Annotated in this window: 26 protein-coding genes; 9 read left to right on the forward strand and 17 right to left on the reverse strand. The window is 72.1% G+C overall.

Annotated features, from left to right (window positions below; all coding sequences use genetic code 11):
- Positions 1-103: 103 nt before the first annotated feature.
- Positions 104-700 (forward strand): chalcone isomerase family protein, encoded by a 597-nt coding sequence (locus QZV97_RS08970; RefSeq protein ID WP_295641357.1) that lies wholly within the window; start codon positions 104-106, stop codon positions 698-700.
- 13 nt (positions 701-713) lie between these two features.
- Here the strand turns inward: QZV97_RS08970 and rpe are convergent, their stop codons facing one another.
- Entirely contained in the window at positions 714-1,403 is a 690-nt protein-coding gene (gene rpe / locus QZV97_RS08975) for a ribulose-phosphate 3-epimerase (RefSeq protein WP_295641359.1), read from the reverse strand.
- Between the two features lie 71 nt (positions 1,404-1,474).
- Between rpe and QZV97_RS08980 the strand changes: the two genes are divergently transcribed.
- The 6 genes from QZV97_RS08980 to QZV97_RS09005 all read left to right on the forward strand — a co-directional run bounded on the left by QZV97_RS08980 (position 1,475) and on the right by QZV97_RS09005 (position 9,107).
- Entirely contained in the window at positions 1,475-3,085 is a 1,611-nt protein-coding gene (locus QZV97_RS08980; protein ID WP_295641361.1) for a tetratricopeptide repeat protein, read from the forward strand.
- Between the two features lie 104 nt (positions 3,086-3,189).
- Positions 3,190-4,509: a vanadium-dependent haloperoxidase gene (locus tag QZV97_RS08985; RefSeq protein ID WP_295641363.1), complete on the forward strand. Its 1,320-nt coding sequence runs from the start codon at positions 3,190-3,192 to the stop codon at positions 4,507-4,509.
- Positions 4,510-4,568: 59 nt separating this feature from the next.
- A complete protein-coding gene (apaG, locus tag QZV97_RS08990) occupies positions 4,569-4,943 on the forward strand; it encodes a Co2+/Mg2+ efflux protein ApaG (RefSeq protein WP_295641365.1) in 375 nt (124 codons plus the stop codon).
- A gap of 10 nt (positions 4,944-4,953) precedes the next feature.
- The gene (locus QZV97_RS08995; protein ID WP_295641367.1) at positions 4,954-6,999 is read left to right on the forward strand and encodes a site-specific recombinase; all 2,046 of its coding nucleotides are present in this window, start codon (positions 4,954-4,956) and stop codon (positions 6,997-6,999) included.
- Positions 7,000-7,117: 118 nt separating this feature from the next.
- Positions 7,118-8,305, forward strand: a complete 1,188-nt coding sequence (locus QZV97_RS09000; protein ID WP_295641369.1) for an MltA domain-containing protein — start codon at positions 7,118-7,120, stop codon at positions 8,303-8,305.
- 13 nt (positions 8,306-8,318) lie between these two features.
- Positions 8,319-9,107 (forward strand): class I SAM-dependent methyltransferase, encoded by a 789-nt coding sequence (locus QZV97_RS09005; RefSeq protein WP_295641371.1) that lies wholly within the window; start codon positions 8,319-8,321, stop codon positions 9,105-9,107.
- A gap of 7 nt (positions 9,108-9,114) precedes the next feature.
- Here QZV97_RS09005 and QZV97_RS09010 read toward each other — a convergent pair whose 3' ends face one another.
- From QZV97_RS09010 to QZV97_RS09045, 8 genes are read right to left on the reverse strand one after another with little or no spacing between them, the layout of a single operon-like run.
- Entirely contained in the window at positions 9,115-10,401 is a 1,287-nt protein-coding gene (locus tag QZV97_RS09010; protein WP_295641373.1) for an MSMEG_0569 family flavin-dependent oxidoreductase, read from the reverse strand.
- Positions 10,402-10,410: 9 nt separating this feature from the next.
- Positions 10,411-10,701 carry an MSMEG_0570 family nitrogen starvation response protein gene (locus QZV97_RS09015; protein WP_295641376.1) on the reverse strand — a complete coding sequence of 97 codons (291 nt, stop codon included), beginning with the start codon at positions 10,699-10,701 and terminating at the stop codon, positions 10,411-10,413.
- 13 nt (positions 10,702-10,714) lie between these two features.
- On the reverse strand, positions 10,715-11,944 hold the full coding sequence (locus QZV97_RS09020) for an MSMEG_0565 family glycosyltransferase (protein ID WP_295641378.1): 1,230 nt from the start codon (positions 11,942-11,944) through the stop codon (positions 10,715-10,717).
- Complete coding sequence (locus QZV97_RS09025; protein ID WP_295641380.1) at positions 11,937-12,965, reverse strand: sll0787 family AIR synthase-like protein; 1,029 nt, start codon at positions 12,963-12,965, stop codon at positions 11,937-11,939. The genes QZV97_RS09020 and QZV97_RS09025 overlap by 8 nt, the downstream gene beginning before the upstream one ends.
- A gap of 12 nt (positions 12,966-12,977) precedes the next feature.
- Entirely contained in the window at positions 12,978-13,553 is a 576-nt protein-coding gene (locus QZV97_RS09030) for an MSMEG_0567/Sll0786 family nitrogen starvation N-acetyltransferase (protein WP_295641382.1), read from the reverse strand.
- A 10-nt stretch (positions 13,554-13,563) separates the two neighbouring features.
- Positions 13,564-14,652 carry an MSMEG_0568 family radical SAM protein gene (locus QZV97_RS09035; protein ID WP_295641463.1) on the reverse strand — a complete coding sequence of 363 codons (1,089 nt, stop codon included), beginning with the start codon at positions 14,650-14,652 and terminating at the stop codon, positions 13,564-13,566.
- Entirely contained in the window at positions 14,615-15,640 is a 1,026-nt protein-coding gene (locus QZV97_RS09040; protein ID WP_295641384.1) for a Nit6803 family nitrilase, read from the reverse strand. Before QZV97_RS09040 ends, QZV97_RS09035 begins: the two co-directional genes overlap by 38 nt.
- Before the next feature lie 2 nt (positions 15,641-15,642).
- Positions 15,643-16,125 (reverse strand): MSMEG_0572/Sll0783 family nitrogen starvation response protein, encoded by a 483-nt coding sequence (locus tag QZV97_RS09045; protein ID WP_295641386.1) that lies wholly within the window; start codon positions 16,123-16,125, stop codon positions 15,643-15,645.
- A gap of 331 nt (positions 16,126-16,456) precedes the next feature.
- Between QZV97_RS09045 and QZV97_RS09050 the strand changes: the two genes are divergently transcribed.
- Positions 16,457-17,857, forward strand: a complete 1,401-nt coding sequence (locus QZV97_RS09050; protein ID WP_295641388.1) for a PLP-dependent aminotransferase family protein — start codon at positions 16,457-16,459, stop codon at positions 17,855-17,857.
- Positions 17,858-17,992: 135 nt separating this feature from the next.
- Positions 17,993-18,349 carry a hypothetical protein gene (locus tag QZV97_RS09055; RefSeq protein ID WP_295641391.1) on the forward strand — a complete coding sequence of 119 codons (357 nt, stop codon included), beginning with the start codon at positions 17,993-17,995 and terminating at the stop codon, positions 18,347-18,349.
- 7 nt (positions 18,350-18,356) lie between these two features.
- Here QZV97_RS09055 and QZV97_RS09060 read toward each other — a convergent pair whose 3' ends face one another.
- The 8 genes from QZV97_RS09060 to QZV97_RS09095 form a co-directional block, all read right to left on the reverse strand.
- Positions 18,357-18,824, reverse strand: coding sequence for a nuclear transport factor 2 family protein (locus tag QZV97_RS09060; RefSeq protein WP_295641393.1), 468 nt, complete (start codon positions 18,822-18,824; stop codon positions 18,357-18,359).
- 10 nt (positions 18,825-18,834) lie between these two features.
- Positions 18,835-19,278, reverse strand: coding sequence for a cyanase (gene cynS, locus QZV97_RS09065; RefSeq protein ID WP_295641395.1), 444 nt, complete (start codon positions 19,276-19,278; stop codon positions 18,835-18,837).
- The gene (locus tag QZV97_RS09070) at positions 19,275-20,189 is read right to left on the reverse strand and encodes an ABC transporter ATP-binding protein (RefSeq protein ID WP_295641397.1); all 915 of its coding nucleotides are present in this window, start codon (positions 20,187-20,189) and stop codon (positions 19,275-19,277) included. The genes cynS and QZV97_RS09070 overlap by 4 nt, the downstream gene beginning before the upstream one ends.
- Positions 20,179-21,063: a nitrate ABC transporter permease gene (gene ntrB, locus QZV97_RS09075; protein WP_295641400.1), complete on the reverse strand. Its 885-nt coding sequence runs from the start codon at positions 21,061-21,063 to the stop codon at positions 20,179-20,181. Before ntrB ends, QZV97_RS09070 begins: the two co-directional genes overlap by 11 nt.
- Positions 21,064-21,121: 58 nt before the next feature.
- Positions 21,122-22,522: a CmpA/NrtA family ABC transporter substrate-binding protein gene (locus tag QZV97_RS09080; protein WP_295641402.1), complete on the reverse strand. Its 1,401-nt coding sequence runs from the start codon at positions 22,520-22,522 to the stop codon at positions 21,122-21,124.
- A gap of 107 nt (positions 22,523-22,629) precedes the next feature.
- Positions 22,630-23,295 (reverse strand): response regulator transcription factor, encoded by a 666-nt coding sequence (locus tag QZV97_RS09085; protein ID WP_295641404.1) that lies wholly within the window; start codon positions 23,293-23,295, stop codon positions 22,630-22,632.
- Positions 23,292-24,467: a histidine kinase gene (locus QZV97_RS09090; protein WP_295641406.1), complete on the reverse strand. Its 1,176-nt coding sequence runs from the start codon at positions 24,465-24,467 to the stop codon at positions 23,292-23,294. Before QZV97_RS09090 ends, QZV97_RS09085 begins: the two co-directional genes overlap by 4 nt.
- 84 nt (positions 24,468-24,551) lie before the next feature.
- Positions 24,552-25,268 (reverse strand): hypothetical protein, encoded by a 717-nt coding sequence (locus QZV97_RS09095; protein WP_295641409.1) that lies wholly within the window; start codon positions 25,266-25,268, stop codon positions 24,552-24,554.
- Positions 25,269-25,276: the final 8 nt, after the last annotated feature.

Below are 25,276 nucleotides of genomic sequence, written 5' to 3' on the forward strand. Positions count from 1 at the left end.
GACGTCACGCGGGCGACACCCTGCTCGGGTCAGCCTGCATGGACGGCGCCCGGGCGAGCCGCGAAACTCCGTCGCTCCGGAACGACCCACAAGGTTGCTGCTCATGTTCAGACGCTCCCTGGTCGCGGCCCTCTCCGCGATCGCCCTGTCCCTGCCGATCACGGCGCTGGCGCAGTCCACCGTCACCGAGGTGAACGGCGTCAAGTTCGACAACGAGATCACGCTGCGCGGCAACAAGCTGCTGCTCAACGGCGCCGGCACGCGCTACAAGTTCGTCGTCAAGGTCTACGCCGCCGGCCTTTACGTGCCGGCGAAGATCTCCACGCCCGAGGCCGCCTGGGATACCAAGACCCCGCGCGCCTTCAAGGTGGTGATGCTGCGCGACATCGACGCCAAGGAACTCGGCAAGCTGTTCACCGACGGCATGCAGAAGAACGCCACGCGCGAGGAGTTCGGCAAGGCCATTCCCGGGACGCTGAAGCTGGCCGACCTGTTCGCCGCGAAGAAGAAGCTGGTCGCCGGCGACAGCTTCTTCATCGAGTGGGTGCCCGGCGTCGGCACCTCGGTGGTCATCAACGGCAAGCCCGAGTTCGAGCCGGTCAAGGAACCGGAGTTCTTCTCGTCGCTGATGAAGATCTGGTTCGGCACGTCGCCGGCCGACTACCAGCTCAAGGACGCCCTGCTCGCGGCGCCCAAGTGAGCGGCGAGGCGGCTCAGGCCGCCAGCCGCTCGCGCATCGCGCCGATCACGGCGCGGTAGTCCGGCTGCCCGAAGATCGCGCTACCGGCCACGAAGGTATCGGCGCCGGCATCGGCCGCAGCGCGGATGTTGTCGGTCTTGATGCCGCCGTCCACTTCGAGGCGGATGTCGCGGCCGGTCGCGTCGATCAGGCGGCGCACCTTCTCCAGCTTCTTCAGCGTGGACGGGATGAAGCTCTGCCCGCCGAAGCCGGGGTTCACGCTCATCAGCAGCACCAGGTCGACCTTGTCGATCACCCACTCCAGCACGTCCAGCGACGCGGCCGGGTTGAACACCAGCCCGGCCTGGCAGCCGGCGTCGCGGATGGCCTGCAGGCTGCGGTCCACGTGGGTGCTGGCGTCGGGGTGGAAGCTGACCACGTCGGCGCCGGCCTTGGCGAAGGCGGCCGCGAGCGCGTCGACCGGCTGCACCATCAGGTGCACGTCGATCGGCACCCGGGTCCCGTCGGCCTTCACCGCGTGCTTGCGCAGCGCCTCGCAGACCATCGGGCCGAAGGTCAGGTTGGGCACGTAGTGGTTGTCCATCACGTCGAAGTGGATCCAGTCGGCACCGGCGGCGACGACGTTCTTCACTTCCTCGCCGAGCCGCGCGAAGTCGGCCGACAGCAGGCTGGGGGCGATGCGGTGGGTGCGTGAGGCGCTCATGGCCCGAGTTTAGGCCCCCCGCGCCAGCCCTCATTGCCGCGCGCCGCGGTGCTGGCTACGCTCGCGGGCCCATGCAAAGACCTGCCCCGACCGCGCGCCGCGGCCCGACCCCGGCCGAGATGAACGCCTTGCTGGCGCTGTGCAACGCCGGTCGCTGGCCCGAAGCCGAGGCCAGCGCCGCCCGGCTGCTGAAGGCGCACCCCCAGGACGTCGCCCTGCACAACCTGCACGGCACGGCCTGCTCCGAGCAGGGCAAGCTCGACGCCGCGGCTGCCAGCCTGCGGCAGGCGGCCGCACTCGCGCCGAACTCGCCCGAACTGCAGTTCAACCTCGCGGTGACCTGCGGCCGGCTGGGCCGGCTCGACGAAGCCGTGGCCGGCTACCGCCGCGCCATCGCGCTGAAACCCGACTTCGCCGTCGCGCACTACAACCTCGGCACGGCGCTCAGGGATCTGCAGCGTCCCGACGAAGCCGAAGGCAGCCTCGGCCGCGCAGTCGCGCTGCAGCCCGGCTATGCGGCCGCGCATGCCAACCTGGGTGCGGTCCGGCAGGCCCAGGGCCGCACCGACGAGGCGGTGGCGAGCTACCGCGCGGCGCTGGCGATCGCGCCGAACGCCCGCGTGCTGCTCAGCCTCGCGTCGGCGCTGCGCGCCCAGGGTCGCCTCGACGACGCCATCGCCCGCCTGCGCGAGGCGATCGCGCTCGATGCGGAATATGCGGACGCGCACAACAACCTCGGCGAGACGCTGTGGGACCAGGCCCGCGTCGACGAGGCCGTCGCCAGCTACCGCGCCGCCCTGGCGATCGACGCCGGCCACGCCGAGGCGAACTACAACCTCGGCACGGTCCTGTACGACGCCGGGCAGCTGGGCGACGCGATCGCCTGCTTCGAGCGATCGCGCCTGCGCGACTGGCAGGAGCGCCGGCTCTACTGCCTGTACAAGACCGGCCGCCACGACGAGTTCCGCGCGGCGCTCGCGCCGCTGCTGGCCGCGCGCCCCCACCGCTCGCCCTTCCTGGCCACGCTGTCGGCCCACCACGCCGCCAACTTCGGCGAGGCCGATGCCTACGACTTCTGCCGCGCGCCGCTCGACTTCGTGCAGCACGCGCGCATCGCCGAGCTGGCCGCGCCCGGCAGCACGCTGGTGGCCGAGTTGCTGCGCGACGTCGAGCATGCCGAGATCGCCGAGCGCAAGCAGGGCCGGCTGCATCACGGCATCCAGTCGGCCGGCAACCTGTTCAAGCGGCCCGAAGCCTCGTTCCGCCGGCTCGCGCAGTTGGTCGAGGGCGCCATCGCCGACTACCGCGAGCGCTTCGCCGCTGCCGACTGCGAGTACGCGCGCGCCTTCCCGGCGCAGACGAGCTTCGGCAGCTCCTGGTACGTGAAGATGCGCCAGGGCGGCCACCTCACCTCGCACATCCACGAGACCGGCTGGCTGAGCGGCGTGGTCTACCTGGCGATGCCGCCGCGTGCGCCGGGCCGCGAGGACGGCTGCATCGAGTTCAGCACCGACGGCGACGGCTACCCGAAGCGCCACGACGACTTCCCGCGTCGCGTCTTCGCGCCGCAGGTCGGCGACATCGTGCTGTTCCCGTCCTCGCTGTTCCATCGCACGATCCCCTTCGCCGCCGACCAGGACCGCGTCTGCGTGGCCTTCGACGTCGCCCCCGGGCCGCGCTGACCGGCGCCGGCCGGCCGGCCGCATGAGGTCATGCCGATTCCTTCGTTCCGCGATGCGCCTCGGCTTCCGAAGATGAAGTCCTCACATCGCACGAGGAGGACTCCATGCACTTCAAGACCCCCGGCCGCGCCGCCTGGCTGGCGGCCGCGCTGATCGCGCTTCCGTTCGCGCTGCACGCGGCACCCCGCACCGCGAAGCCGGTCGCCGCCGCCCCCGATGTCATCGCCGACTGGAACGCCGAAGCGCGCAACGCCATCGTCATCGAGGGCTCGGGCACCTACAAGGCCTCGCGCCAGCTGGCCATCGTCAACGTCGCGGTGTTCGACGCCGTCAACGCGGTCGAGCGCCGCTACCGTCCCTACCGCGTCGACACCCGCGCCGAGCCCGGCGCCAGCGCCGAAGCGGCCGCGGTCGCGGCGGCACGCGACGCGCTCGCCGGCCTGTTCCCCAAGCTCGCCCGCAAGTTCGACGCACGCCAGGCGCTGGACCTCGCGCGCATCCCCGAAGGACCGGCCAAGGAGGCGGGGCTGCGGCTCGGCCGCGACGTCGCCGCGCAGGTGCTGGCCTGGCGCGCCGCCGACGGCCACGACGCCAAGGTCGAGTACACGCCGCCCACCGGCCCCGGCAAGTGGGCCGCGACCCCGGGTGACACCAGCATCGGCCTGACGCAGTGGCCGAAGATCCCGCCCTTCGGCCTGCTGAGCGCGGACCAGTTCCGCTCGCCGCCGCCGCCGGCGCTGGACAGCGCCGAGTACGCCGAGTCCTTCCGCCGCCTGAAGGAGAAGGGCGGTCGCGCCGGCTCGACCCGCACGCCGGAAGAGACGCAGATCGCGCTGTTCTGGGGCAACCAGGAAGGCACCTACAGCTCGGCCGGGCACTTCAACCGCATCACCGAGATCGTCGCGCGCCAGCAGAAGCTGTCGCTGGTCGATCGGGCGCGGCTGTTCGCGCTGGTCGGCATCGCGCAGGCCGACGTGTCGATCGCGACGCTGGAGTCCAAGTACCACTACCTGACCTGGCGTCCGCAGGAGGCGATCCGCAACGGCGAAGCCGACGGCAACCCGGCGACGGCTGGCGACCCGGCCTGGGAGTCGCTGCTGCGCGGCGCCGGCCCCGACTACCCGAGCACGCTGTCGGCCAACGCCGGCGCGACGATCGCGATCCTGAAGGCGGTGCTGGGCCGCGACGACATCCCGGTGACCGTCGACTCGCACGCGCTGTGGGGCGTGCAGCGCAGCTTCGGCACGCTGACCGCGATCGCCGACGAGGCCGGCGGCAGCCGCAGCTACTCGGGCTTCCACTTCTCGTATGCCAGCCGCGAGGGCCGGCAGGGCATCGGCGACAAGATCGGCCGCTGGGTCGTCGCCAACCACCTGCTGCCGGCCGACCGCCGCGCGCCGTCGTCGCCGCTGGCGTCGCGCTGAGGCCGACCGCGCGGCGGGACGGGGCCGCGGCAGGCCCCGTCCTGCCTAGAATCGCGCGCATGGCCCGCCCCGCCCTCACCGTCAGCGTCGTCGCGCGCTACCTGCCCGAGCAGTCGGCACCGGAGCAGCAGGCCTATGCCTTCGGCTACACCGTCACCATCGTCAACAGCGGCGACGTGCCGACGCAGCTGATCGGCCGCCACTGGCTGATCAGCGACGCCAGCGGCGACACCCAGGAGGTGCGCGGCCTCGGTGTCGTCGGCCACCAGCCGCTGCTGCAGCCCGGCGAGCAGTTCGAGTACCAGAGCTGGGCGCGCATCAAGGCACCGCGCGGCCAGATGCGCGGCACCTACTTCTGCATGACCGCCGAGGCCGAGGCCTTCGAAGCCGAGATCCCGGCCTTCGACCTGTCCCAGCAGTCGTCGCTCCACTGACGCCGCCAGGATGCGCAGCCCGATCCGCAGCCCGCGCGGCTGGGACCTGACCGCGCTGCTCAACGCGGCCGACCCGCGCGCCAGCCAGCCCGAGCGCCACCTGTGGCTGGTGCGCCTGCTCGAGTGGCTGCGCCACGCGCCGGCCGGCGAGGCCGAGGCCGCCTCCGGCACGCCGCGGCCGGTGCTGCGTCTGAAGCACCTGCTGGGCGTGCTCGACCGCCACCCGGAACACCAGGCCCGCGTCGTCGGCCTGCTGCGCGCCTTCCGCAGCGAGATCGACACCACCGCGCTGCTGGCCGACTTCGGCTTCGCGCAGCGCTTCGCGGTCTTCAGCGAGTTCGGCGACCGGCTGCGGCTGCGCTTGCTGCCCGGCACCCCGGCGACGGCCGACCTGGCGCAGCTGTTCGGCCTGCTGTTCACCGAGTTCGAGGACGCGGACTGGCTGCAGGCCATCGACGACGCGACGCTGGCCCGCGTGGCCGCGCTGTTCGCCCAGGCCCGCCCCGAACCCGAGCCGGCGCTCGGCTGGCGCGCGCCCTTCTTCGATGCGATCCTGATCCTGGCCTCCCAGGTCGGCGCGGCCGGCACGGCCGGCGCGATGCGGCTGCGCATGAGCCCGGAGCTGCTGACCGACCAGCCCTTCCGGCAGCTGCTGCGCGTCAGCGAGCGCCTGCGGGCCGCCGCCGAGGCCGACGACGGAGCCGCCGTGCTGCAGGAAGCGCAGTACCTGCGCGCCCTGCTTGGGGCCTGCCGCGAAGCCGCGGCCAGCATCCGCGGCCACCTGGAAGAGCACGGCGTCTCGGTCGACCTGGTGTTCCAGATCGACCAGCTGCGCCAGCGCACCTGGCGCATCGACGCCCTGCTGGCCTGCGTGCTGGCGCCCGCCGACACGGCCGATCCGCCGCGCGAGATCGTCCACCTGCTGGCCGAGCTGGTGCGTCTGGCGGCCGAGCGGCGCAGCATCCGGGCGCTCTTCGCCCGTCAGTACTCGATGCTGGCGCGCCGCATCGCCGAGCGCAGCGCCGAGACCGGCGAGCACTACATCACCCGCACCCGTGCCGAGTGGCTGCAGATGCTGAAGAAGGCGCTGGGCGGCGGCGCCGTGATCGCCGGCACGACCTTCGCCAAGTTCGCGATCCTGGCGCTGGGCCTGTCGGCCTTCTGGGGCGGCTTCTGGGCCGGCGTCAACTACGCCGGCAGCTTCGTCGCGATCCACCTGCTGCACTGGACCGTGGCCACCAAGCAGCCGGCGATGACGGCGCCGGCGATGGCCGAGAAGCTGGACGACGTCGGCAGCGACGAAGCGGTCGAGGACTTCGTCGACGAGGTCGCGCACCTGATCCGCTCGCAGACCGCCGGCATCGTCGGCAACCTGGCGATGGTGGCGCCGATCGTGCTGGGGGTGCAGGCGCTGGCGCAGGCGGTCTTCGGCGCGCCGCTGATCGGCACGAAGACCGCCGAGCACGTGCTGCACGACCTGACGCTGCTCGGCCCCACGCCGCTGTACGCCGCCTTCACCGGCGTGCTGCTGTTCGCCTCCAGCCTGATCGCCGGCTGGGCCGAGAACTGGTTCGTGCTGCACCGGCTCGACAGCGCGATCCGCTGGAACCCCCGCATCCTGGCCTGGCTGGGCGCGCCGCGCGCCGAGCGCTGGGCGCGCTGGTGGCGCGCCAACGTTTCCGGCCTGGCCGCCAACATCTCGCTCGGCTTCCTGCTCGGCCTGGTGCCGGTGGTCGGGGCCTTCTTCGCGCTGCCCCTCGAGGTGCGTCACGTCACGCTGTCGACCGGCCAGATCGCCGCGGCCCTGGGGGCGATGGGCACGCAGGCGCTGCACGAACCGGCGTTCTGGTGGTGCGTCGCGGCGATCCCGCTGACCGGCGCGCTGAACCTCACGGTCAGCTTCGTGCTGGCGCTGAAGGTGGCGCTGCGCTCGCGCGGCATCCGCGTGGCCGACCGCTCGCGGCTCTACGCCGCGCTGCGCCGCCGCCTGCGCACGCGCTTCGCGAGCTTCCTGCTGCCGCCGCGCGACACGCCCGCGACGAAGGCTCCCGCGTGATCACTCCTCGGGCTCGTCGTCGCGACGCTCGCCGCGGCGACGGCCGGAGAACATCGTCCACCAGACTATGAAGACCAGGCAGGCCAGCGCCGCCAGCGCCTCTAGCAACAGGAGTCCCATGCGTATCTTCGTGAAGCGTCGTGCGTGGCTGGCGATGGTAGGCGCACTGGTCGGCTGCACGACCCCCGGAACCGTGCCGCCACCGGCCGCGCCGTCCACCGCCGGCACGACGGCCCCGACGCCAGCGCCCACCGGCACGCCGATCGAGCGCGAGAACGCGCGCTGGCAACCCGCCGCCTGGGCCGACCTGCCCGGCTGGGAATCGGACACGCCGATCCACGCCTGGCCCGCGCTGCTGCAGAGCTGCAGCAAGCCGGCCCCGGGCTGGGCCGCGACCTGCGCCAGCGCGAAGGCCCTCGCCGACCCGACCGACACCCGCGTGCGCGCCTGGCTGCAGCGCACGCTGCAGCCCTACCGCGTGACCGCGCGCGACGGCGAGGCCTCCGGCCTGATCACCGGCTACTTCGAGCCGCTGGTCGCCGCGTCGCGCACGCGCAGCAAGACCCACGGCGTGCCGCTGCACGCGCCGCCGGCCGCGCTGGCCGCCCGCAAGCCCTGGTACACGCGCGCCGAGATCGACACACTGCCGGCGGCGCGCGCGGCGCTGCAGGGTCGAGAGATCGCCTGGGTCGCCGATCCGCTGGACGCGCTGCTGCTGCAGGTCCAGGGCTCGGGCCGACTGGTCGTGAGCGAGTCCGACGGCAGGTCGCGCACCGTGCGCCTGGCCTATGCCGGGCACAACGACCAGCCCTACCAGTCGGTCGGCCGCTGGCTGGTCGAGCGCGGCGCCTTCACGCTCGAGCAGGCCTCGTGGCCGGCGATCAAGGCCTGGGCCCGTGCCAACCCGGGCCGCGTGACCGAGATGCTGAACGCCAACCCGCGCTACGTGTTCTTCCGCGAGGAGCCGCTGGCCGATCCCGCGGTCGGCGCGGTCGGCGCCCAGGGCGTGCCGCTCACGCCGGGCCGATCGATCGCCGTCGATCCGCGTGCCGTGCCCTACGGCACGCCGGTCTGGCTGGACACGACCGAGCCGCTGCTGCCCGCGGCCAACACGGCCCGCGCAGCGGGCGGTGCGCCACCCGCTGCGCGCCCGCTGCAGCGCCTGGTGCTGGCCCAGGACACCGGCAGCGCGATCACCGGCGCCGTGCGCGCCGACTACTTCTGGGGCTGGACCGAAGGCGCCGAGGACTACGCAGGCCGCATGAAGCAGCCGCTGAAGATGTGGGTGCTGTGGCCACGGCCCTGAGGACGGCGAGGCGATGCACACCCCAGGCCCCATCGATCCCGGTCGAGCGATCGACTGGAGCCTGACCTCGACCGACTACGCCGCGCACCGACCCGGCCCGCCGATGCGGCTGTACGAATTGCTGGCGGCCCTGGGCGTCGGCCTGCCCGGCCAGCGGCTGCTCGACATCGGCACCGGCACCGGCCTGGTGGCGCGCGCGTTCGCACGGCGCGGTGCGCGCGTCTGTGCCACCGACCTCGCTGCCGGCCAGATCGACATCGCACGCACCGAGGCGGCACGCGAGGGCCTGGAGATCGACTTCCGCGTCGCACCCGCCGAGGCCTGCCCGCACCCGGAGGCGAGCTTCGACGTCGTGACCGCGAGCCAGTGCTGGATGTACTTCGACGTCGAGCGCACCTGTGCGGAGCTGCGGCGCGTGCTCGTGCCCGGCGGCCGCCTCGTCACGACGCACTTCAGCTGGCTGCCCGGCGCCGACGCGGTCGCACGCGCCAGCGAAGCGCTGGTGTTGCGCTTCAACCCGGCCTGGCGCGGCGCCGACTGGTCGGGCGAGGTGCCCGCCGTCCCGGCCTGGTCGGTCGGCCGCGCCGAGGTGCAGGCGATGTTCTGGTTCGACGTCGACGTGCCGTTCACGCATGAGAGCTGGCGCGGCCGCATGCGCGCCTGCCGCGGCATCGGCGCGACGCTGGCGCCGGCGGAAGTCGAGGCCTACGACGCGGCGCATGCCGACCTGCTGGCCCGCACGGTGCCGCAGCGCTTCACGGTCCGGCATCGCGTCGACGCGCACCTGCTGGGCCTGCGCTAGCAAGGGCTCAGGACAGCAGCGACTCCGCCATCGCCTCGTCGACCGACGCCGCCGGCGCGCAACGCGCCTCGATCTGCTCGGCCAGGTAGAGCGCGTCGCGCGCCACGCCGGAGAAGCGGCCCGAGCCCCAGGTGTGCAACCAGGGCAGGCCCAGGAAGTACAGCCCCGGCTGGCGCGTCACGCCGCGCACGTGGCCGGGGTGGCCGCGGCCGTTGAAGACCGGCACGTCGAGCCAGCCGAAGTCGGGTTGGAAGCCGATGCACCAGACCACCGCGCCGATGCCGGCCTCGCGCAGGTTCAGGCGCGTGCGCTCGGCGTCCGGCTCCCACACCGGCGTGTAGACCGACGGCGGCGGCGCGGCGATGCCCATCCTGTCGATGTACTTGTCGATCGAGGCGTTGATGCCGTTGTAGATGCGGTCGGCGTGGTCGAGGTTGGCGCGCAGGTCGGGGTTGAACAGCAGCGTGTCGCCTTCCAGTCCGGTGAGCAGGCCGTAGAGCTCCATGCCTTCGGCGGCGAACTTGCGCAGGTCGATGTCGCGCCCGCCATCGCGGCCGGTGACGTAGTGGTTGGTGTTGTCGCGCACGCCCTCGCGCAGCGGGTGCTCGTGCACCGGCATGTCGTAGTAGCCCATGTCGGCCAGCCAGTCGACCACGTCCTTGCCGCGGTAGAAGCGCGCGCAGCGCGGCGCGTCGCCGGTGGCGAGGATCACCTGGCGGCCGGCCAGGTGCAGGTCCTCGGCGATCTGCGCGCCCGACTGGCCGTTGCCGACCACCAGCACCTTGCCCGGCGGCAGCGCCTGCGGGCTGCGGTACTGCTCGGAGTGGATCTGCAGCAGCCCGGCCGGCAGCCGCTCGGCGAGGCGCGGGATGATGGGCAGGTGGTAGCCGCCCGAGGCGACGACCACCTGGTCGGCGGTGAAGCCGCCCTGCGAGGTCGCGATCTCGAAGCCGCCGCCGGCACGCGGTGCCACGCGCTGCACCGTGACGCCGCTGCGCAGCGGCGGGTTCACGTGGCGCACGAAGCCTTCGAGCCAGGCGACGATCTCGTCCTTCTTCATGAAGCCGTGCGGATCCGGGCCGGCGTATTCCCAGCCGGGCAGCTTGCACTGCCAGTTGGGCGTGACGAGGCAGAAGCTGTCCCAGCGCTGCGTGCGCCAGGTGTGCAGCGGGCTGCTCTTCTCGATCACCAGGTGCTCGATGCCGCGCTGCTGCAGGTAGTGGCTCAGCGACAGGCCGGCCTGGCCGCCGCCGATGATGGCGACGGGAAGGTGTTCGGGGGCGGGGGTCGTCATGGATGGTCCTCAGAGGTCGTCGTCTTCGAAGCGCAGCACGCGCACCTCGCCTTGCACGCCGTAGCGCGCCGCGTCGGCCTCGATCTGCGCGAGCTGGTCCATCGCCATCGAGCACGCGAACCCGAACTTCTGGCGCACGCGCTCGGACGCGATGTGCAGGGCCTCGCGGCTGCGTTGCAGGAAGTCCGGCAGCGCGTAGGCGGCGCCGGGCTCGAAGTAGTCCTTGATCACCAGCGACGGCGAGTAGCAGCGGCTCTCGCGCCCGTCGGGCCAGCGCAGGTGGAAGTGCATCGCGGGCATGGCGGGCCTTCGTTCAGGCCGCGGCCGCTGCAGCAGCCGGGCTCGCGGCGCGTTCGGCCAGCAGCTCGCGGTACAGCGCCACGTGACGCAGCGCGCTGGCCGCCCAGCTATGGCGTCGGCAGACCGCCGGCACGTCCTGCGCCAGCGCCTGGCGATGCCGCGGATCGCCGGCGGCCTCCTGCATCGCGCGCGCGATGGCCAGCGGGTCGGCCGGATCGGCCCAGCAGACCGCCGGCTCGTCGGCGATCAGGTACTCGGTGAACGGCGCGATGCGCGACACCACGACCGGCGTGCCGCAGGCCAGCGCCTCCAGCACGACGAGGCCGAAGCCCTCGCGCAGCGAAGCCATCACCAGCGCATCGGCGGCGCGCATCAGCGCCGGCAACTCTTCGTCGGGCACGGCGCCGGTGATCACGACCGCGCGCCCGGGTCCTACGGCCAGGCCGCTGGCCGCGAGGGCCGCCGTGAACTCGGCGCCATAGCGGTCGTGGTCCAGCAGGCTGGCACCGCCGGCGATCACCAGCTGTGCCTCGGGCTGCACCGCACGGACGGCGGCGAAGGCCTGCAGCACGCGCACCGTGTTCTTGCGCTCCTCGATGCCGCCGACCGCCAGGAAGACCGGCGCCGCGGCACCGCCGCGCAGGCCCCAGCGACGCGCGACGCGCGCATCGGCCGCGCCGCGCTCGCGCCCGTGGCGGCGCAGGTCGACGCCGTTGGGCACCAGCGCCGCGTCGACGCCGTGCTCGCGCTGCAGGATCTCGCACCAGGTGCGGCTGACGCACAGCACGCGACGGGCCTGCACGAAGGCGCGCTGCTGCCAGGCCATCACGCGCGCATCGTCGAAGTGGTCGAGGTGATGCACGGTGCGCACGAAGCCGGGAATCAGGCCGCGCTCGCGCAGCGTCGCCAGCGCATTGCCGCCGATGCCGTCCTGCGCGTGCAGCACATCCCAGGGCGTCTCGGCCAGGCGCGGCGCGAGGTGGGCGATGAAGGCGTCGCGGCGTGCGGCCACCATCTCGGCCAGGTCGCGCGGCGCCGGGCCGACCGGCACCAGCTCGACCCGGCAGCGGCTGGGCCGGAACATGCGCTGCCCGGGCTGGGCCGGCGCCAGCACGGTCACGTCGTGGCCGGCCTCGTGCAGCGCGTCGGCCAGTTCGAGCGTGTGCACCACGCCGCCGCGCGGATTGACCGAGTGGGTCAGCAAGGCCACCCGCAGGCAGGTCGGCAGCCGGCGCTCAGCCATGGACCGCCTCCTCGCGCGGCGCCGGAGCACGCGCTCCGATGAAGGCCTGCGCTGCCAGGTCCCACAGCAGCGTGCGGGCCTCGCCGTCGCGCAGCAGCAGCCGCGGCTCGGCGCTCACCTGCCCGACCGCGGCGCAGGCGATGTGCCGGGCCGCGAAGTGCTGCGCCACCGCGGCCACCTGCGCCGGCCGCACGCTGAACACGTAGCCGTAGCTCGGGAAGGACTGCAGCCAGCGCAGCAGCGGCACGCCGGGCGGGCGCGGGATCGCCTGCACGTCGATCACGGCGCCGACGCGCGAGCACTCCAGCAGCATCAGCGCGGTGCCGACGGCGCCGGCCATGCTGATGTCCTTGGCGGCGTCGCACAGGCCGGCCTCGGCCAGCAGCGGCAGCAGTTCCAGGTCGCCGCGCAGGCGCTCGGCCGGGGCCGAGGTCGAGGCATCCCAGTAGGGCTTGGGCTCCTGATACGCGCCGCGCAGATCGATGGCCATCATCAGCGTGTCGCCGGGGCGCGCATCGAAGCTGGTCAGCAGCCGGTTCGCACGGCCGAGGATCGCGACCGCGAGCTGGCCACCGGGCGCCTGGTGGTTGCTGTGGCCGCCGACGATCGGGATGCCGTAGCGCTGCGAGGCCGCGGCGAGGCCCTGCAGGACCTCGCGGCCCGGGTCCATGCCACGGCTCCACAGTGCGTCGACCACCGCGACCGGCCGGCCGCCCATCGCGGCGATGTCGCTGGCGTTGACCATCACGCCGCAGTAGCCGGCGAACCAGGGGCTGTCCTGCACGAAGTCGTCGACGAAGCCCTCGATCGCGAACAGCAGGTAGCCGCCATGGCCGTCCGGCAGGGCCGCGCAGTCGTCGCCGATCGCGACCGCCTGGGCCAGGTCGGCGCTGCCGCCGGGCAGCGCCGCCGCGAGCGTCGTCACCACGTCGCTGATGTCGCGCTTGTGCGCGAAGCCGCGACCGCGCCGCAGCGCCGACGCGAGCGCGTCGAGTTCGTCCTGGCCGGGCACCGCGTCCACGGGGCGATGCGTTCAGGCCGCCGCGCGCGCGCGGCTCTGCGCCACGTAGCCGGTCAGCGGATCGTGGCAGGGCGTGACCTGCGCCAGGTCGGCCTGCATGAAGCAGTGCGGTCGGCCGTGCAGCGTGACGTCGCGCAGCCAGCGCCAGCCCAGCTTCTCGAACATCGGCCGGTTCTGCGCCTGCACGTGCGCCAGGAAGAGCCGCGCACCGCGCGCACGGGCGCTGGCGACCGCGAGGCGGATCAGCGTCGCGCCGAGGCGCCCGTGGTGGCGGAAGTCCGGGTGCACCGCGAGGCGCGAGCCCCACCAGACGCCTTCCTCGCCATCGTCCTGCGCCGCGTGGATGCGCACCGTGCCGACCACCTGGTCGCCCATCCCGCCGACGCAGGACAGCGCGACCAGCGGCTGCGCATGCGCGTCGATCGCGTCGAGGTCATCGCCGTCGAACACGCCCTGCTCGGCGCAGAAGACCTGGCGGCGCAGCTTGCGCGCCTCGGCGATCTCCCAGCCGCTGTCGGCCCACTTCACGCGGAACTCGCAGGGCACGAAGGCCTGGGGCAGCTCGCAGATCAGGTCCTGGGTCAGCATCGCGCGCTCCTCAGGTCTCGTAGACGGAAAGGGACGAACACGCCCCGCACTTGCCGCAGCCGGCCTTGATGTCGCTGGAGCGCAGGTTCGCGGCGGCGACCATCGCCCCCAGCGGCTCGAGCAGCGCCTTCATGAACTCCGACGACGGCGGTGCGTGGTCCTCGAGCGGCGTGCCGCTGATCGGCACGAAGGGCACGACGAAGGGATAGACGCCCAGCGCCAGCAACTTCTCGCAGGTGGCGAGGATCGCCTCGCGCGTGTCGCCCAGCCCCGCCAGGATGTAGGTCGAGACCTGGCCGCGGCCGAACACGCCGACCGCCGCCTCGAAGCTCTGCAGGTAGCGCTCGATCGGCACCTCGGCCTTGCCCGGCATGACCCGTTGACGCAGCTCGGGCGTGACCACCTCGAGGTGCATGCCCAGCGTGTCGATGCCGGCGGCCCTCATGCGCGCGAACCAGCGGTCGCCGATGTCGCCGCCCGGCGGCTCGCACTGCGCCTGGATCGGAATGTCGACCGCGGCGCGGATCGCGAAGGCGCTGTCGACCAGCACCTGCGCGCCGCGGTCGGGCGTGGCCGGCGTGCCGGTGGTCATCACCATGTGCTTCACGCCGTCCAGCAGCACCGCGGCGCGCGCCACCTCGGCCAGCTGCTGCGGCGTCTTGTGCGCCACCGTGCGGCCGGCCGCGAGGCTCTGGCCGATCGCGCAGAACTTGCAGGTCTTCCTGCGGCTCTCGTAGCGGATGCAGGTCTGCACCACCGTCGTCGCCAGCACGTCGGCGCCGTGCAGCGTCGCGATGTGCGAATAGGGCACGCCGTCGAGGGTCTGCAGCGCATAGAAGCGCGGCGCCTTCGGGAAGGCGATGTTCGCGATCGGGATGCTGGCGCGCGTGAGGCGCGACACGCCACGGCCGTCCGGCGCCTCGGCGACGAAGGGCGATTGCCAGGCGCCGTGCGTGTGCACCGGCACCATGATCGTGTGGCCGTCCACCGTGACGGCCTTGTGGTCCGACGGCCCGGCGCCGCCGCGCCGGCTGGCGACGCCGCCGTTCGCCGAGCCCGGGTCAGCCAGCCGCAATCCGAAGGACTGCAGCTCGGTCATCAGCTGGCGGCTCTCGGGTGACAGCGACAGGCTGGGGCTGGGCGGCGTGCTCATGGGATGAACTCCGGGAGGTGGTGGCGGGGCGGTCGTCGATCAGCAGGCTCAGCAGCTCGGGCCGTGCGTAGTGGCCGACCGAATCCATCATGCGTTTGCGCTTGGCGATCAGCGCCAGGTCGAGGTCGGCGACGACGATGCCTTCGCCCTCGGTCAGCGGCGCGCACAGGTCCTTGCCCTCGGGCGAGACGATGGCCGTGTGGCAGCCGCCGCGCAGCGCCTTCTGCAGGCCGGCGTCGGGCGTGATGGAGGCGATCTGCGCGTCCGTCAGCCAGCCGGTCGCGTTGATCACGAAGCAGCCGGACTCCAGCGCGTGGTGGCGGATCGTCACCGCCATCTGGTCGGCGAAGATCTGCCCCACCATCGAGCCGGGGAACTGCGCGCAGTGGATCTCTTCGTGCTGCGTCATCAGCGCATAGCGGGCCAGCGGGTTGTAGTGCTCCCAGCAGGCCAGCGCGCCGAGGCGGCCGACCGCGCTGTCGACCACCTTCAGGCCGGCGCCGTCGCCCTGGCCCCAGACCATGCGCTCGTGGTAGGTCGGCGTGATCTTGCGGCGCCTGAGGATCAGCGTGCCGTCGGCGTCGAACACCAGCTGGGTGTTGTAGAGGCTGCCGTGGTCGCGCTCGTTCACGCCCAGCACGACGACGATGCCGCGCGCGCGGGCCCGCTCGGCCACCGCCTGCGTCACCGGGCCGGGCACCGTGACCGCGTGCTCCATCAGCCGCAGGTGCGGCGCGCCCTGCAGCACCGGCGGCAGCACGAAGCTGAAGTAGGGGTAGTAGGGAACGAAGGTCTCGGGGAAGACCACCAGTTGCGCGCCCCGGCCCGCGGCCTCGTCGATCGCGGCCAGCACGCGCTCGAGCGTGCCGTCGGGCCGCTCGAGGTCGGGCGCGATCTGGACGGCCGCGGCGCGGACGATGCGGGGCGCGGACATGCTCAGAGCGTCCAGGTGTCCAGGATGAAGGCGTTGGACTTGCGGTGCAGCAGGATGATGTCCAGCACGTCCAGCGGGCTGATCGGACGGATGCCTTCGATCAGCGAGCCTTCGCCGTGGCCGTACAGCGCCTGCAGCGCAAAGCGGCAGGCGTAGACCTTGCCCCCCTCGGCCATGAACTTGACGATCTGGTTGTTGAAGTTCTGGTGGCCCGGGAAGGCCTCGTCGCCCAGCGTCGGGAAGCCGCGCTTCACGCCCAGCGTGACGCCGGGGCCGTAGAGCAGCACCGAGGTCTCGAAGCCCTTGCGCTGCAGGCGTGTGGCCTGCAGCAGGTTGACGAAGCCGATCGAGCCTTCGAAGGCGACGGTGTGGAAGGTGACCAGGGCCTTCTCGCCCGGTTCGGCCTTCACGTCCTCGAAGACCTTCTCTTCGTAGTCGACGAGGTGTTCGCCTTTCTCGTTGGCGGGGCGGGTGACTTTGGGCATGGCAGGACTCCGTTCGGTGAGGAGGGTTGACGGCAAGCGCAGCGTTTGAATCGCACGCGGCGTGCCATCGCACCGCCGGGTCGGCCGTGCACCGATGCGATCAAGCGCCGATCAACGCGCAGCGATGCGCTCGCGGCGGCGAGCGATCTTTCCTGCAGACCGCCGTCACGCCGCCAGGCCCTGGCGCCGCGACGCGATCAGGCGCACCGCCGCGGCGCGACCGTCTGCGATCAATGCCTCCGATCAATGGCCGCCGTCGCACCGCGCCGGGGCGTCGGGCGGCCGGACCGGTGATCTCCTTGATGGCACGAACGATGCAATCAATGGACCCATGCCCCTCACCGCCAAGCCGATGCAGCACTGGCGCCGCCGCCTCGACGGCAGCCCGCGGCCGGCCTACCTGCAGATCGCCGAACTGATCGCCGAAGACCTGCGCACCGGCCGGCTCGCCGCCCACGAGCGCCTGCCGACGCTGCGCGAGCTGGCCGAGGCGCTGGACCTCAACTACACGACGGTGGCCCGCGCCTATGCCGAGGCGCGCAAGCGCGGCCTGATCGACTCGCGGCCCGGCATGGGCAGCTACGTGCGCGGCGCACGGCCGACCCTGCCGCTGCGCGGCGGCAGCGGCGCCGAGATGACGATGAACCTGCCGCCCGAGCCGCAGGACGCCGCGCTGCTCGAGCGCATGCACGCCAGCGCGGCCGAGCTCTTCGCGCGCAGCGACCTGTACGCGCTGATGCGCTACCAGGACTTCGGCGGCACGCCCGAGGACAAGGAGGCCGCCGTCCACTGGCTGCAGCGCCACCTGCCCGGCTGCGAGACCGCGCGCGTGCTGGTCTGCCCGGGCATCCACAGCGCGCTGGCCGCGTTGATCTCGCAGCTGGCGCGCCCGGGCGAGACGATCTGCGTCGAGTCGCTGACCTACCCCGGCATCAAGGCCATCGCCACGCAGCTGGGCGTGCAGCTGCACGCGCTGCCGCTGGACGACGAGGGCCCGAGCGCCGCCGAGTTCGAGCAGGCCTGCAAGACCCTGCAGCCCAGGGCCCTGTACTGCAACCCGACGCTGCTGAACCCGACCACCGCCACCGTGACGCGGCGCCGCCGCGAGGCGCTGGCCGACGTCGCGCTGCGCTACAGCGTGCCGATCATCGAGGACGACGCCTACGCGATGCTGCCGCGCGACGTGCCGCCGCCGCTGGCGCTGCTGGCGCCGGAGCTGACCTACTACGTCACCGGCCTGTCCAAGTGCCTCGGCGCCGGGCTGCGCACCGCCTACGTCTGCGCACCCGGCGAGCGCCAGGCGCAGCGACTGGCCGGCGCGCTGCGCGCGACCACGGTGATGGCCTCGCCGGTGACCAATGCGCTGGCGACGCGCTGGGTCGCCGACGGCACGGCGATCGCGATGCTGGAGGCGATCCGCGACGAGTCGATCGCGCGCCAGGCCCTGGCGGCCCGGCACCTGGCCGGCCACGCGATGCTGGCCCAGCCCGAGGGCTTCCACCTGTGGCTGCCGCTGTCCTCGTCATGGAGCGTGGTCGAGTTCGCGTCCTACCTGCGCACCCAGGGCGTCGGCGTCGTCGCGAGCGCCGCCTTCTCGACCGACGGCGATCCGCCGGACGCCGTGCGCATCTGCCTGGGCGGTCCGTTGACGCGCGAGGGCTGCGACGATGCGCTGCGGCTGATCGCCAGCACGCTGGAGCATCCCCGCCACCCGCACGCCACGGTCGCCTGACGCAGGTGCTCCGGGATTCCGGCAGGAATTCGCGGCTCGCGCGTTGCCGCCCGCGGCGCGTGTGCGTTTCTCACTCGCGCACGCCGCACCCGGCCCCCTACGATGGAATCGTCTGCATCGCATGAGGAGGGGAAGATGAAGACGACCCGAATTCAAACCGTCCGGCCCGCGACCGCGCGTCAGCGCATGCTGACCCACTGGCTGCCGCTCGGCGCCGCTGCGGTCTTCGCGCTGACACTGGCCGCCACCCAGGCCTTCGCGGCCGGGGCGGCCGTGCAGGGCGAGAAGCAGGACAGCGGCCTCGGCGAGCTGCCCCACTACTCGAAGTGGCTCGACAAGAGCGGCAAGGACCCGATGCGCGCGAGCACCGCGGGCGAGAAGCTCGACAGCGGCCTCGGCGACCTGCCGCACTATTCGCAGTGGACGGACAAGAGCGGCAAGAACCCGATGGGCCCGAAGGCGCCCGAGACGCAGCGCGTCTCGCTGCGCTGAGTCGCGGCTACAGGCCGAGCGCGCTCAGCCCCGGGTGATCGTCGGGCCGCCGCCCGAGCGGCCAGAAGAACTTGCGTTCCTCGGCCGCGATCGGCTGGTCGTTGATGCTCGCGTGGCGATGCGTCATCAGGCCGAACTCGTTGAACTGCCAGTTCTCGTTGCCGTGGCTGCGGTACCAGTGGCCCGAGTCGTCGTGCCACTCGTAGGCGAAGCGGACCGCGATGCGGTCGCCCTCGGTGCACCACAGCTCCTTGATGAGCCGGTAATCCAGCTCCTTCGCCCACTTGCGCTGCAGGAACTGGCGCACCTGCTCCCGTCCCACCGGGAACTCGGCGCGGTTGCGCCAGCGCGTGTCCTCGGTGTAGACGCGCACGCAGACGTCAGGGTCGCGCGTGTTCCACGCGTCCTCGGCGCCGCGCACCTTCTTCGTCGCGGATTCGATCGTGAACGGCGGGACGGGCGGGCGGGGTTCCATCGCGGCAGGCTCAGTAGGTCTTGTACGGCAGGAACTTGCCGCTCATCGTGATCGACACGCGGTCGCCCGCCGGGTTCGGCTCGCGCTGCAGGTCCATCCTGAAGTCGATCGCCGACATGATCCCGTCGCCGAACTCCTCGTGGATCAGTTCCTTGAAGGTCGTGCCGTAGACGCTGACCAGCTCGTAGAAGCGGTAGATCAGCGGGTCGGTCGGCACGGGGGTCGGCAGGCTGCCCTTGTAGGGCACGACCATCAGCCACTTCTGCTCGGCGTCGCTCAGGCCGAAGATCTCGCCGACCACGCCGGCCTGCTGGGGCGTGAGCGTCATCTGGCCCAGGCAGGCCGCGGTGACCCACTCCTTGCTGAGGCCGACCTTGGCGGCCACGTCGGACCACTTGATGCCTTTGGCCACCTTGGCGGTGACGATCTTCTCGGTGACTTCGATGCGGCTCATGCAATTCTCCTGAGGTTCGGGACGACGGGGGAGGCAGGTTCGGGCTCCGGGCCGGGGTCAAGCCCCGGCCGGACCTCGGGCGGGAAGGCCGGCGCGCGGCCGTGCGACAGGTCCTTGGATCGCGCCACCAGGAAGTCGACCAGGTGGTTGCGGATGCGGTAGTACTGCGGGTCGTGGTGCAGGCTCGCGCGTTGGCGACCCCCGTCACCGCGGCGCGGCATCGTGGTCACCACCACCTCGGCGATGCGCGCACCCGGGCCGTTGCTCATCAGCAGGATCTTGTCGGCCAGCAGGATCGCCTCGTCGACGTCGTGCGTGATCATGAAGACGGTCTGGTGCGTCTCGGCGCAGATGCGCAGCAGTTCGTCTTGAATGGTGCCGCGCGTCAGCGCGTCGAGCGCGCCGAAGGGCTCGTCGAGCAGCAGCATCTTGGGCTCGATCGCGAAGGCGCGCGCGATGCCGACCCGCTGCTTCATGCCGCCCGACAGCTGCGAGGGCTTCTTGTCGATCGCCCCGCCCAGGCCGACCAGGGCCACGTATTTCTCGACCTGGGCGTCGACCTGTGCCGCGCTCCAGTCCGGCCACTTGCTGCGCACCGCGAAGGCGATGTTGCGGCGCACCGTGAGCCAGGGCATCAGCGCATGGCCCTGGAACACCACGCCGCGCTCCAGGCTGGGGCCGGCGAGCTCGCGGTTGTCCATGAAGACATGGCCGACGCTCGCCGTCTCCAGCCCGGCCAGCACGTTGAGGATGGTGGTCTTGCCGCAGCCGCTGTGGCCGATGATGCAGACGAACTCGCCCCGGGCGATGCCGAAGTTGACGCTGTCGAAGACCGCCTCGGCCGTGCCCGGATAGGTCTTGGCCAGGCCCTCGACCTGCAGGAAGCGCTTGACCACGGTCTCAGTCGACATAGGTCACCGCCTTCTGCGCGCGGGCGAACAGCAGGTCCAGCAGCATGCCGACGATGCCGATCACCAGGATCGCGAAGATCACGTTGGCCAGCGAGAGGTTGTTCCACTCGTTCCACACGAAATAGCCGATGCCGGTGCCGCCGACCAGCATCTCGGCCGCGACGATCACCAGCCAGGCGATGCCCATGCTGATGCGCATGCCGGTCAGGATGGTGGGCGCCGCGGCCGGCAGGATCACCTGGAAGGCCTTGCGCAGCGGGCTCACCTCCAGCGTCCTGGCGACGTTCAGCCACTCGCGGCGCACGCCGGCCACGCCGAAGGCGGTGTTGATCAGCATCGGCCAGACCGAGCAGATGAAGATCACGAAGATGCCGGAGATGCTGGAGTCCTTGATCGTGTACAGCGCCAGCGGCATCCAGGCCAGCGGCGAGATCGGCTTGAGCACCTGGATGAAGGGATCGAGCGCGCGGTAGACCAGCGGGCTCATGCCGATCAGGAAGCCCAGCGGGATCGCCACCGCCATCGCCAGGCCGAAGCCGAGCGCGACGCGCCCCAGCGAGTAGGCCAGCTGCAGGCCGATGCCCTTGTCGTTGGGGCCGTTGTCGTAGAAGGGCCGCGACAGGTGGTCGAGGACCTTGCTGCCCAGTTGCGCAGGCGTCGGAAAGCCCGACTTGCCCACAGCCGCCCCGGCCGCCTGCCCGGGGTCCTTGCCCATCAGCCGGGCGTACTCGATCTGCTCGGGCGTCATCGATGCGGCCGGCGCAGCGGCCACGGCGCCGCCGGTCGGCTGCGTCGCGATCTGCCACAGGCCCAGCAGCACCAGCAGCAGCAGCGCCGACAGCAGCCCCGCCTTGACGTTCAGGTTCGCGCTCACTGGACTACCCTTCGCGCCTCGCGCTGCGGGATGAGCGCTTGGGAGCGGCCCGGCGCGCTCATGTCCGCTTGATCGCGAAGCTCGCGAGGTAGGGCTCGGGCTTGTCGGCGTCGAACACCTTGCCCATGATCGTGAACTTGGGGTACGCGCCGTCGGGCACCTTCTGGTCCAGCTGCTTCATCGTCTTCTTCGCGTCGGTCAGCAGGAAGACCTTCTCGGCGATCTGCTTGTAGTTGACCTCGCCCTTCACGTAGCCCCAGCGCTTCATCTGGGTGAGGATCCACACCGCCATCGACTGCCAGGGGATGGGGTCGAAGTCGGCCCGGTCGGGCACGTTCTTCACGCCGCCCAGGCCGTCGGCGAACTTGCCGGTCAGCACCTGCGCCACCACCGTCTCCGGCTGGTTCAGGTAGGCCTGGGGCGAGATCACCTTGGCGATCAGCTCGCGGTTCTCGGGCTTGCGCGCCATCGCGGCTGCGGTCAGCACGGCGCGGTAGAGCGCGGCGAAGGTGTTGGGGTTCTGCTGGATGAACTCGGTGCTGGTGCCGAAGGCGCAGCAGGGGTGGCCGTTCCACAACTCCCTGGTCAGCAGGTGGATGAAGCCGACTTCCTCGAACACCGCGCGCTGGTTGAAGGGGTCCGGGCCCAGGAAGCCGTCGATGTTGCCGGCGCGCAGGTTGGCCACCATCTCGGGCGGCGGCACGACGCGGATCTGGATGTCGCGGTCCGGGTCCAGCCCGGCTTCCGCCACGTAGTAGCGCAGCAGGAAGTTGTGCATCGAGTACTCGAACGGCACCGCGAACTTGAAGCCCTTCCAGTCTTTCGGGTCGCGCTTGTCCTTGTGCTTCGTCGCCAGCGTGATCGCCTGGCCGTTGGTGTTCTGGATCGTCGCGACGTTCATGGCCACCGGGTTGGAGCCGACGCCCAGGCTGATCGCCAGCGGCATCGGCGACAGGAAGTGCGTCGCGTCGTACTCCTTGTTGATCATCTTGTCGCGGATCAGCGCCCAGCCCGCCGTCTTGACGACCTGCACGCTCAGGCCCTGCTTCTCGTAGAAGCCCAGCGGGTGGGCCATGATCAGCGGGGTGGCGCAGGTGATCGGGATGAAGCCGATCTTCAGGTCCTTCTTCTCCAGCGCCCCCTTGTCCTGCGCCATCGCCTGCAGCGGCGCGATCGGCAGCACGCTGGCGATCGCCGCCATCGCCGTGTTCCGGCCGACGGCGCGCAGGAAGCGCCGGCGCAGTGCGTCCTGCGGGAACAGCGCCTTGACCAGCGTGGCCTCGATGAAGTCGCGCGAGTAGTCCTCGAAGTCGGCCTGCTCCGAACGCGCCCGCAGCACCGTGGCCGCGTCGCCGGCCGACAGCTCGCGCTGGTGGTCGGCCAGCGTGTGGTCGCGGCCGCAGCTGCACTTCATCGCGAGCGGCCGGTCGGCGTCGTAGGGGTCGAAGTAGCGGGTCATCGGGACTCTCCTTGCTTGGGACTCAGCTTAGGGACGGGGGGCGCGCGGCGGTATCGCGGCGTCCGGCTTTCGCGTGTAGGGCCAGCCCTACAAGACCGGCCGCCGGCTCAGACCGACGTCAGGTCGGCGCGCACCGCGTAGAGCGCCAGCTCGACGTCGTTGCGCGCGCCGGTCTTCTCGAGGATGCGGGCGCGGTAGGTGCTGACGGTGTTGCTGGACAGCGAGAGCGACTCGGCGATCTCGCCGACGCTCGAGCCCTGGCTGAGCATGCGGAAGACCTGCCACTCGCGGTGCGACAGCCGCTCGTGCAGCGGCTGCTCGGGCGCGACGCCGGGGCGGATGGTCGCCGCCAGCTGCTCGGCCACCGCCGGCGTGATGAAGAGCCGGCCCACGGCGACCTGGCGGATCGCCGCGATCATCTGCTCGGAGTCGGCGCTCTTGTTCAGGTAGCCGGCCGCGCCCAGCTTGAGGCTGCGCACCGCGTACTGCTTGTCGGGGTAGGTGGACAGCATCAGCACCGGCAGCTTCGGAAACTCGGTCTTCAGCTGGCGCAGCACGTCCAGGCCGTCGCGCTGCGGCATCGCGATGTCCATCAGCACCACGTCGATGGGGGCGATCGCCGAACCCGGCGTGCGCGAGGCCCGCACCTGGCGCAGCGCCTCGGGGCCGCAGTCGGCCTCGCCGGCCAGCGCGATGTCGGCGGCGTCGGCGAGCATCTGCTTGATGCCCTGGCGCACGATCTGGTGGTCGTCGCAGACCAGCACCTGGATCACGGCGCGCTCCCCTCGTGCAGCGGCACCTGCAACGGCATCTGCAGCCGCACCACCGTGCCGGCGCCCGGCGCGCCGTCGATCGCGAGGCGCCCGCCGAACTGCGCGGCGCGCTCGCGCATGCCCATCACGCCGTAGCTGCGCGACGCGTTCAGCGCCTCGGGCGTGGCGCCGACGCCGTCGTCGCGCAGCTCGACGTAGAGCGCCGGGTCGGGCGGATCGTCGACGGTGATGCGGATCTCCAGGCGCCGCGCCTGCGCATGGCGCGCCACGTTGGACAGCATCTCCTGGAAGATGCGGAACACCGCGATCGCACGGCCGCCCTCCGGCGGGGCGACGCCGGCGGCGACGTGCACGCGCAGGTCGACCTCGATCTCGCTGGCGCTGGCCGCGAACTCCTGGGCCTGCCACTCCAGCGCGGCCCACAGACCCTGGTGGTCCAGGATGCTGGGGCGCAGGTCGGTGATGATGCGGCCGACGTTGTCGACCGCGCGGTCGATCAGGCCGCCCATGCCCTGGCACTTGCACTGCAGCTCGGGCTTGTCGGCGACGCGCTTGCCCAGCCAGCCGACGTCCAGCTTCAGCGCCACCAGCAGCGAGCCGAGCTCGTCGTGGATCTCGCGCGCGATGCGGGTGCGCTCGGTCTCGCGCACCGTCTCCAGGTGCGCGGCCAGCTCGCGCAGCTGGCGCGTGCGTTCCTCGACGCGCGCCTCCAGCTGCGCGTTGATGCCGCGCAGCAGCGCCCAGGCCTCCTTGCGCCGCGAGATGTCGACGAAGGTCGCGACGGCGCCGGTGGTCACCGGGCCGTCGGGCGTCTGCTCGACGATGGGGTGCGAGGAGTACTCGGCGGCGAAGGAGCTGCCGTCCTTGCGCCACAGCACCTCGTCGTCGATGCGGCAGGGCAGGCCCTGGCGGAAGGCGGCGAAGATCGGGCAGTCGCTCTCGGGGTAGTGGCGGCCGTCCGGGTGGCTGTGATGGATGAGCGCGTGCATGTTCCGCTGCAGCACCTCGGCCGGCGCGTAGCCCAGCATCTGCGCGCCGGCGCGATTGATGAAGACGCAGCGGCCGTCCATGTCGACGCCGAACATGCCTTCGCCGGTCGACTCCAGCAGCAGCGCGAGCCGCTCGCGCGAGTCCGGCGCGGCGAGAGGGGCGATGGCGGCGGACGGGCGCATGCGCAGTCCGCGCAAGCCCCATGCCGGGACGCGGGCGCGCCCATCGCCCGGGCGCGCTCCATCCCGGGGCGCTTGCGCCCCGCGCTAGGGCGCCGTGACCCGCATCTGCACGACGACGCGCCGCTCGCTCGCCGACTCGCGCGTCGAGGCCACGCCGCGCTCGCGCGCCTGGGCCTGCTCGCCCGAGCTGGCGATCGTCACCCACTGGCCCAGCGGGATCTGCAGCGTCGTCAGCACATCGGCCCGCGACACGCTGCCCTCGGGCTGCGGCCGGCCGTCGAACTGGTAGCGCGAGGGGATGCCGCCCGAGGCCATCTGCGAGGCCTCGCTGCGCACCTCGACCGTCACCGGCGCGTCGCCGCCGGGCCAGCGCGGCTGGACGACGAAGCCGCGGCCGGTCTCGACCAGCTGGCTGCCGGCGATCACCGCCGGGCCCTGCGGCGTCCAGACCCACTGCAGCCACTGCATCGGCACGCTGGCGCCGATGCGGATCGACCCCTGGCCGCCGTTGATCACGCGCAGCTGCTGCGCACTGCCGAGCGTCGAACCGCCGCTGCGCGACTCCAGCGTCACGCCGGCGCGCGCCGACACCTGCCCATCCGGACCGACGGTGACCGCAGCGCTGCGCAGGCCGGCAGCGCTGGCGTCGAAGGACGACTCGTCGCCCTGGCGCAGCTCGACCAGCAGGTTGCGCAGCGGCAGCCCGCGCGCGGCCGGGGCCTGCGCGAAGCCCCGCGTCGACAGCGCGATCGAGGCGGCGAACAGCAGCGCCCGGCGGCGCGACGGGAGGGCTCGGATCATGTCCGACA

The organism is uncultured Methylibium sp., assembly GCF_902826655.1.
In the GTDB taxonomy this organism is placed as follows: Bacteria; Pseudomonadota; Gammaproteobacteria; order Burkholderiales; family Burkholderiaceae_C; genus Methylibium.

What these genes read in the sequence shown, in the direction of transcription:
- QZV97_RS09005 (WP_295641371.1), top strand. Translation starts at nt 8,319, where the DNA reads ATGCACACCCCAGGCCCCATCGATCCCGGTCGAGCGATCGACTGGAGC.
- QZV97_RS09045 (WP_295641386.1), bottom strand. Translation starts at nt 16,125, where the DNA reads ATGCCCAAAGTCACCCGCCCCGCCAACGAGAAAGGCGAACACCTCGTC.
- rpe (WP_295641359.1), bottom strand. Translation starts at nt 1,403, where the DNA reads ATGAGCGCCTCACGCACCCACCGCATCGCCCCCAGCCTGCTGTCGGCC.
- QZV97_RS08985 (WP_295641363.1), top strand. Translation starts at nt 3,190, where the DNA reads ATGCACTTCAAGACCCCCGGCCGCGCCGCCTGGCTGGCGGCCGCGCTG.
- QZV97_RS09060 (WP_295641393.1), bottom strand. Translation starts at nt 18,824, where the DNA reads ATGGAACCCCGCCCGCCCGTCCCGCCGTTCACGATCGAATCCGCGACG.
- QZV97_RS08995 (WP_295641367.1), top strand. Translation starts at nt 4,954, where the DNA reads ATGCGCAGCCCGATCCGCAGCCCGCGCGGCTGGGACCTGACCGCGCTG.
- QZV97_RS09010 (WP_295641373.1), bottom strand. Translation starts at nt 10,401, where the DNA reads ATGACGACCCCCGCCCCCGAACACCTTCCCGTCGCCATCATCGGCGGC.
- QZV97_RS09030 (WP_295641382.1), bottom strand. Translation starts at nt 13,553, where the DNA reads ATGCTGACCCAGGACCTGATCTGCGAGCTGCCCCAGGCCTTCGTGCCC.
- QZV97_RS09055 (WP_295641391.1), top strand. Translation starts at nt 17,993, where the DNA reads ATGAAGACGACCCGAATTCAAACCGTCCGGCCCGCGACCGCGCGTCAG.
- QZV97_RS09080 (WP_295641402.1), bottom strand. Translation starts at nt 22,522, where the DNA reads ATGACCCGCTACTTCGACCCCTACGACGCCGACCGGCCGCTCGCGATG.
- apaG (WP_295641365.1), top strand. Translation starts at nt 4,569, where the DNA reads ATGGCCCGCCCCGCCCTCACCGTCAGCGTCGTCGCGCGCTACCTGCCC.
- QZV97_RS08970 (WP_295641357.1), top strand. Translation starts at nt 104, where the DNA reads ATGTTCAGACGCTCCCTGGTCGCGGCCCTCTCCGCGATCGCCCTGTCC.
- QZV97_RS09090 (WP_295641406.1), bottom strand. Translation starts at nt 24,467, where the DNA reads ATGCGCCCGTCCGCCGCCATCGCCCCTCTCGCCGCGCCGGACTCGCGC.
- QZV97_RS09035 (WP_295641463.1), bottom strand. Translation starts at nt 14,652, where the DNA reads ATGACCGAGCTGCAGTCCTTCGGATTGCGGCTGGCTGACCCGGGCTCG.
- QZV97_RS09070 (WP_295641397.1), bottom strand. Translation starts at nt 20,189, where the DNA reads ATGTCGACTGAGACCGTGGTCAAGCGCTTCCTGCAGGTCGAGGGCCTG.
- QZV97_RS09095 (WP_295641409.1), bottom strand. Translation starts at nt 25,268, where the DNA reads ATGATCCGAGCCCTCCCGTCGCGCCGCCGGGCGCTGCTGTTCGCCGCC.
- cynS (WP_295641395.1), bottom strand. Translation starts at nt 19,278, where the DNA reads ATGAGCCGCATCGAAGTCACCGAGAAGATCGTCACCGCCAAGGTGGCC.
- QZV97_RS09040 (WP_295641384.1), bottom strand. Translation starts at nt 15,640, where the DNA reads ATGTCCGCGCCCCGCATCGTCCGCGCCGCGGCCGTCCAGATCGCGCCC.
- QZV97_RS09020 (WP_295641378.1), bottom strand. Translation starts at nt 11,944, where the DNA reads ATGGCTGAGCGCCGGCTGCCGACCTGCCTGCGGGTGGCCTTGCTGACC.
- QZV97_RS08980 (WP_295641361.1), top strand. Translation starts at nt 1,475, where the DNA reads ATGCAAAGACCTGCCCCGACCGCGCGCCGCGGCCCGACCCCGGCCGAG.
- QZV97_RS09050 (WP_295641388.1), top strand. Translation starts at nt 16,457, where the DNA reads ATGCCCCTCACCGCCAAGCCGATGCAGCACTGGCGCCGCCGCCTCGAC.
- QZV97_RS09015 (WP_295641376.1), bottom strand. Translation starts at nt 10,701, where the DNA reads ATGCCCGCGATGCACTTCCACCTGCGCTGGCCCGACGGGCGCGAGAGC.
- QZV97_RS09000 (WP_295641369.1), top strand. Translation starts at nt 7,118, where the DNA reads ATGCGTATCTTCGTGAAGCGTCGTGCGTGGCTGGCGATGGTAGGCGCA.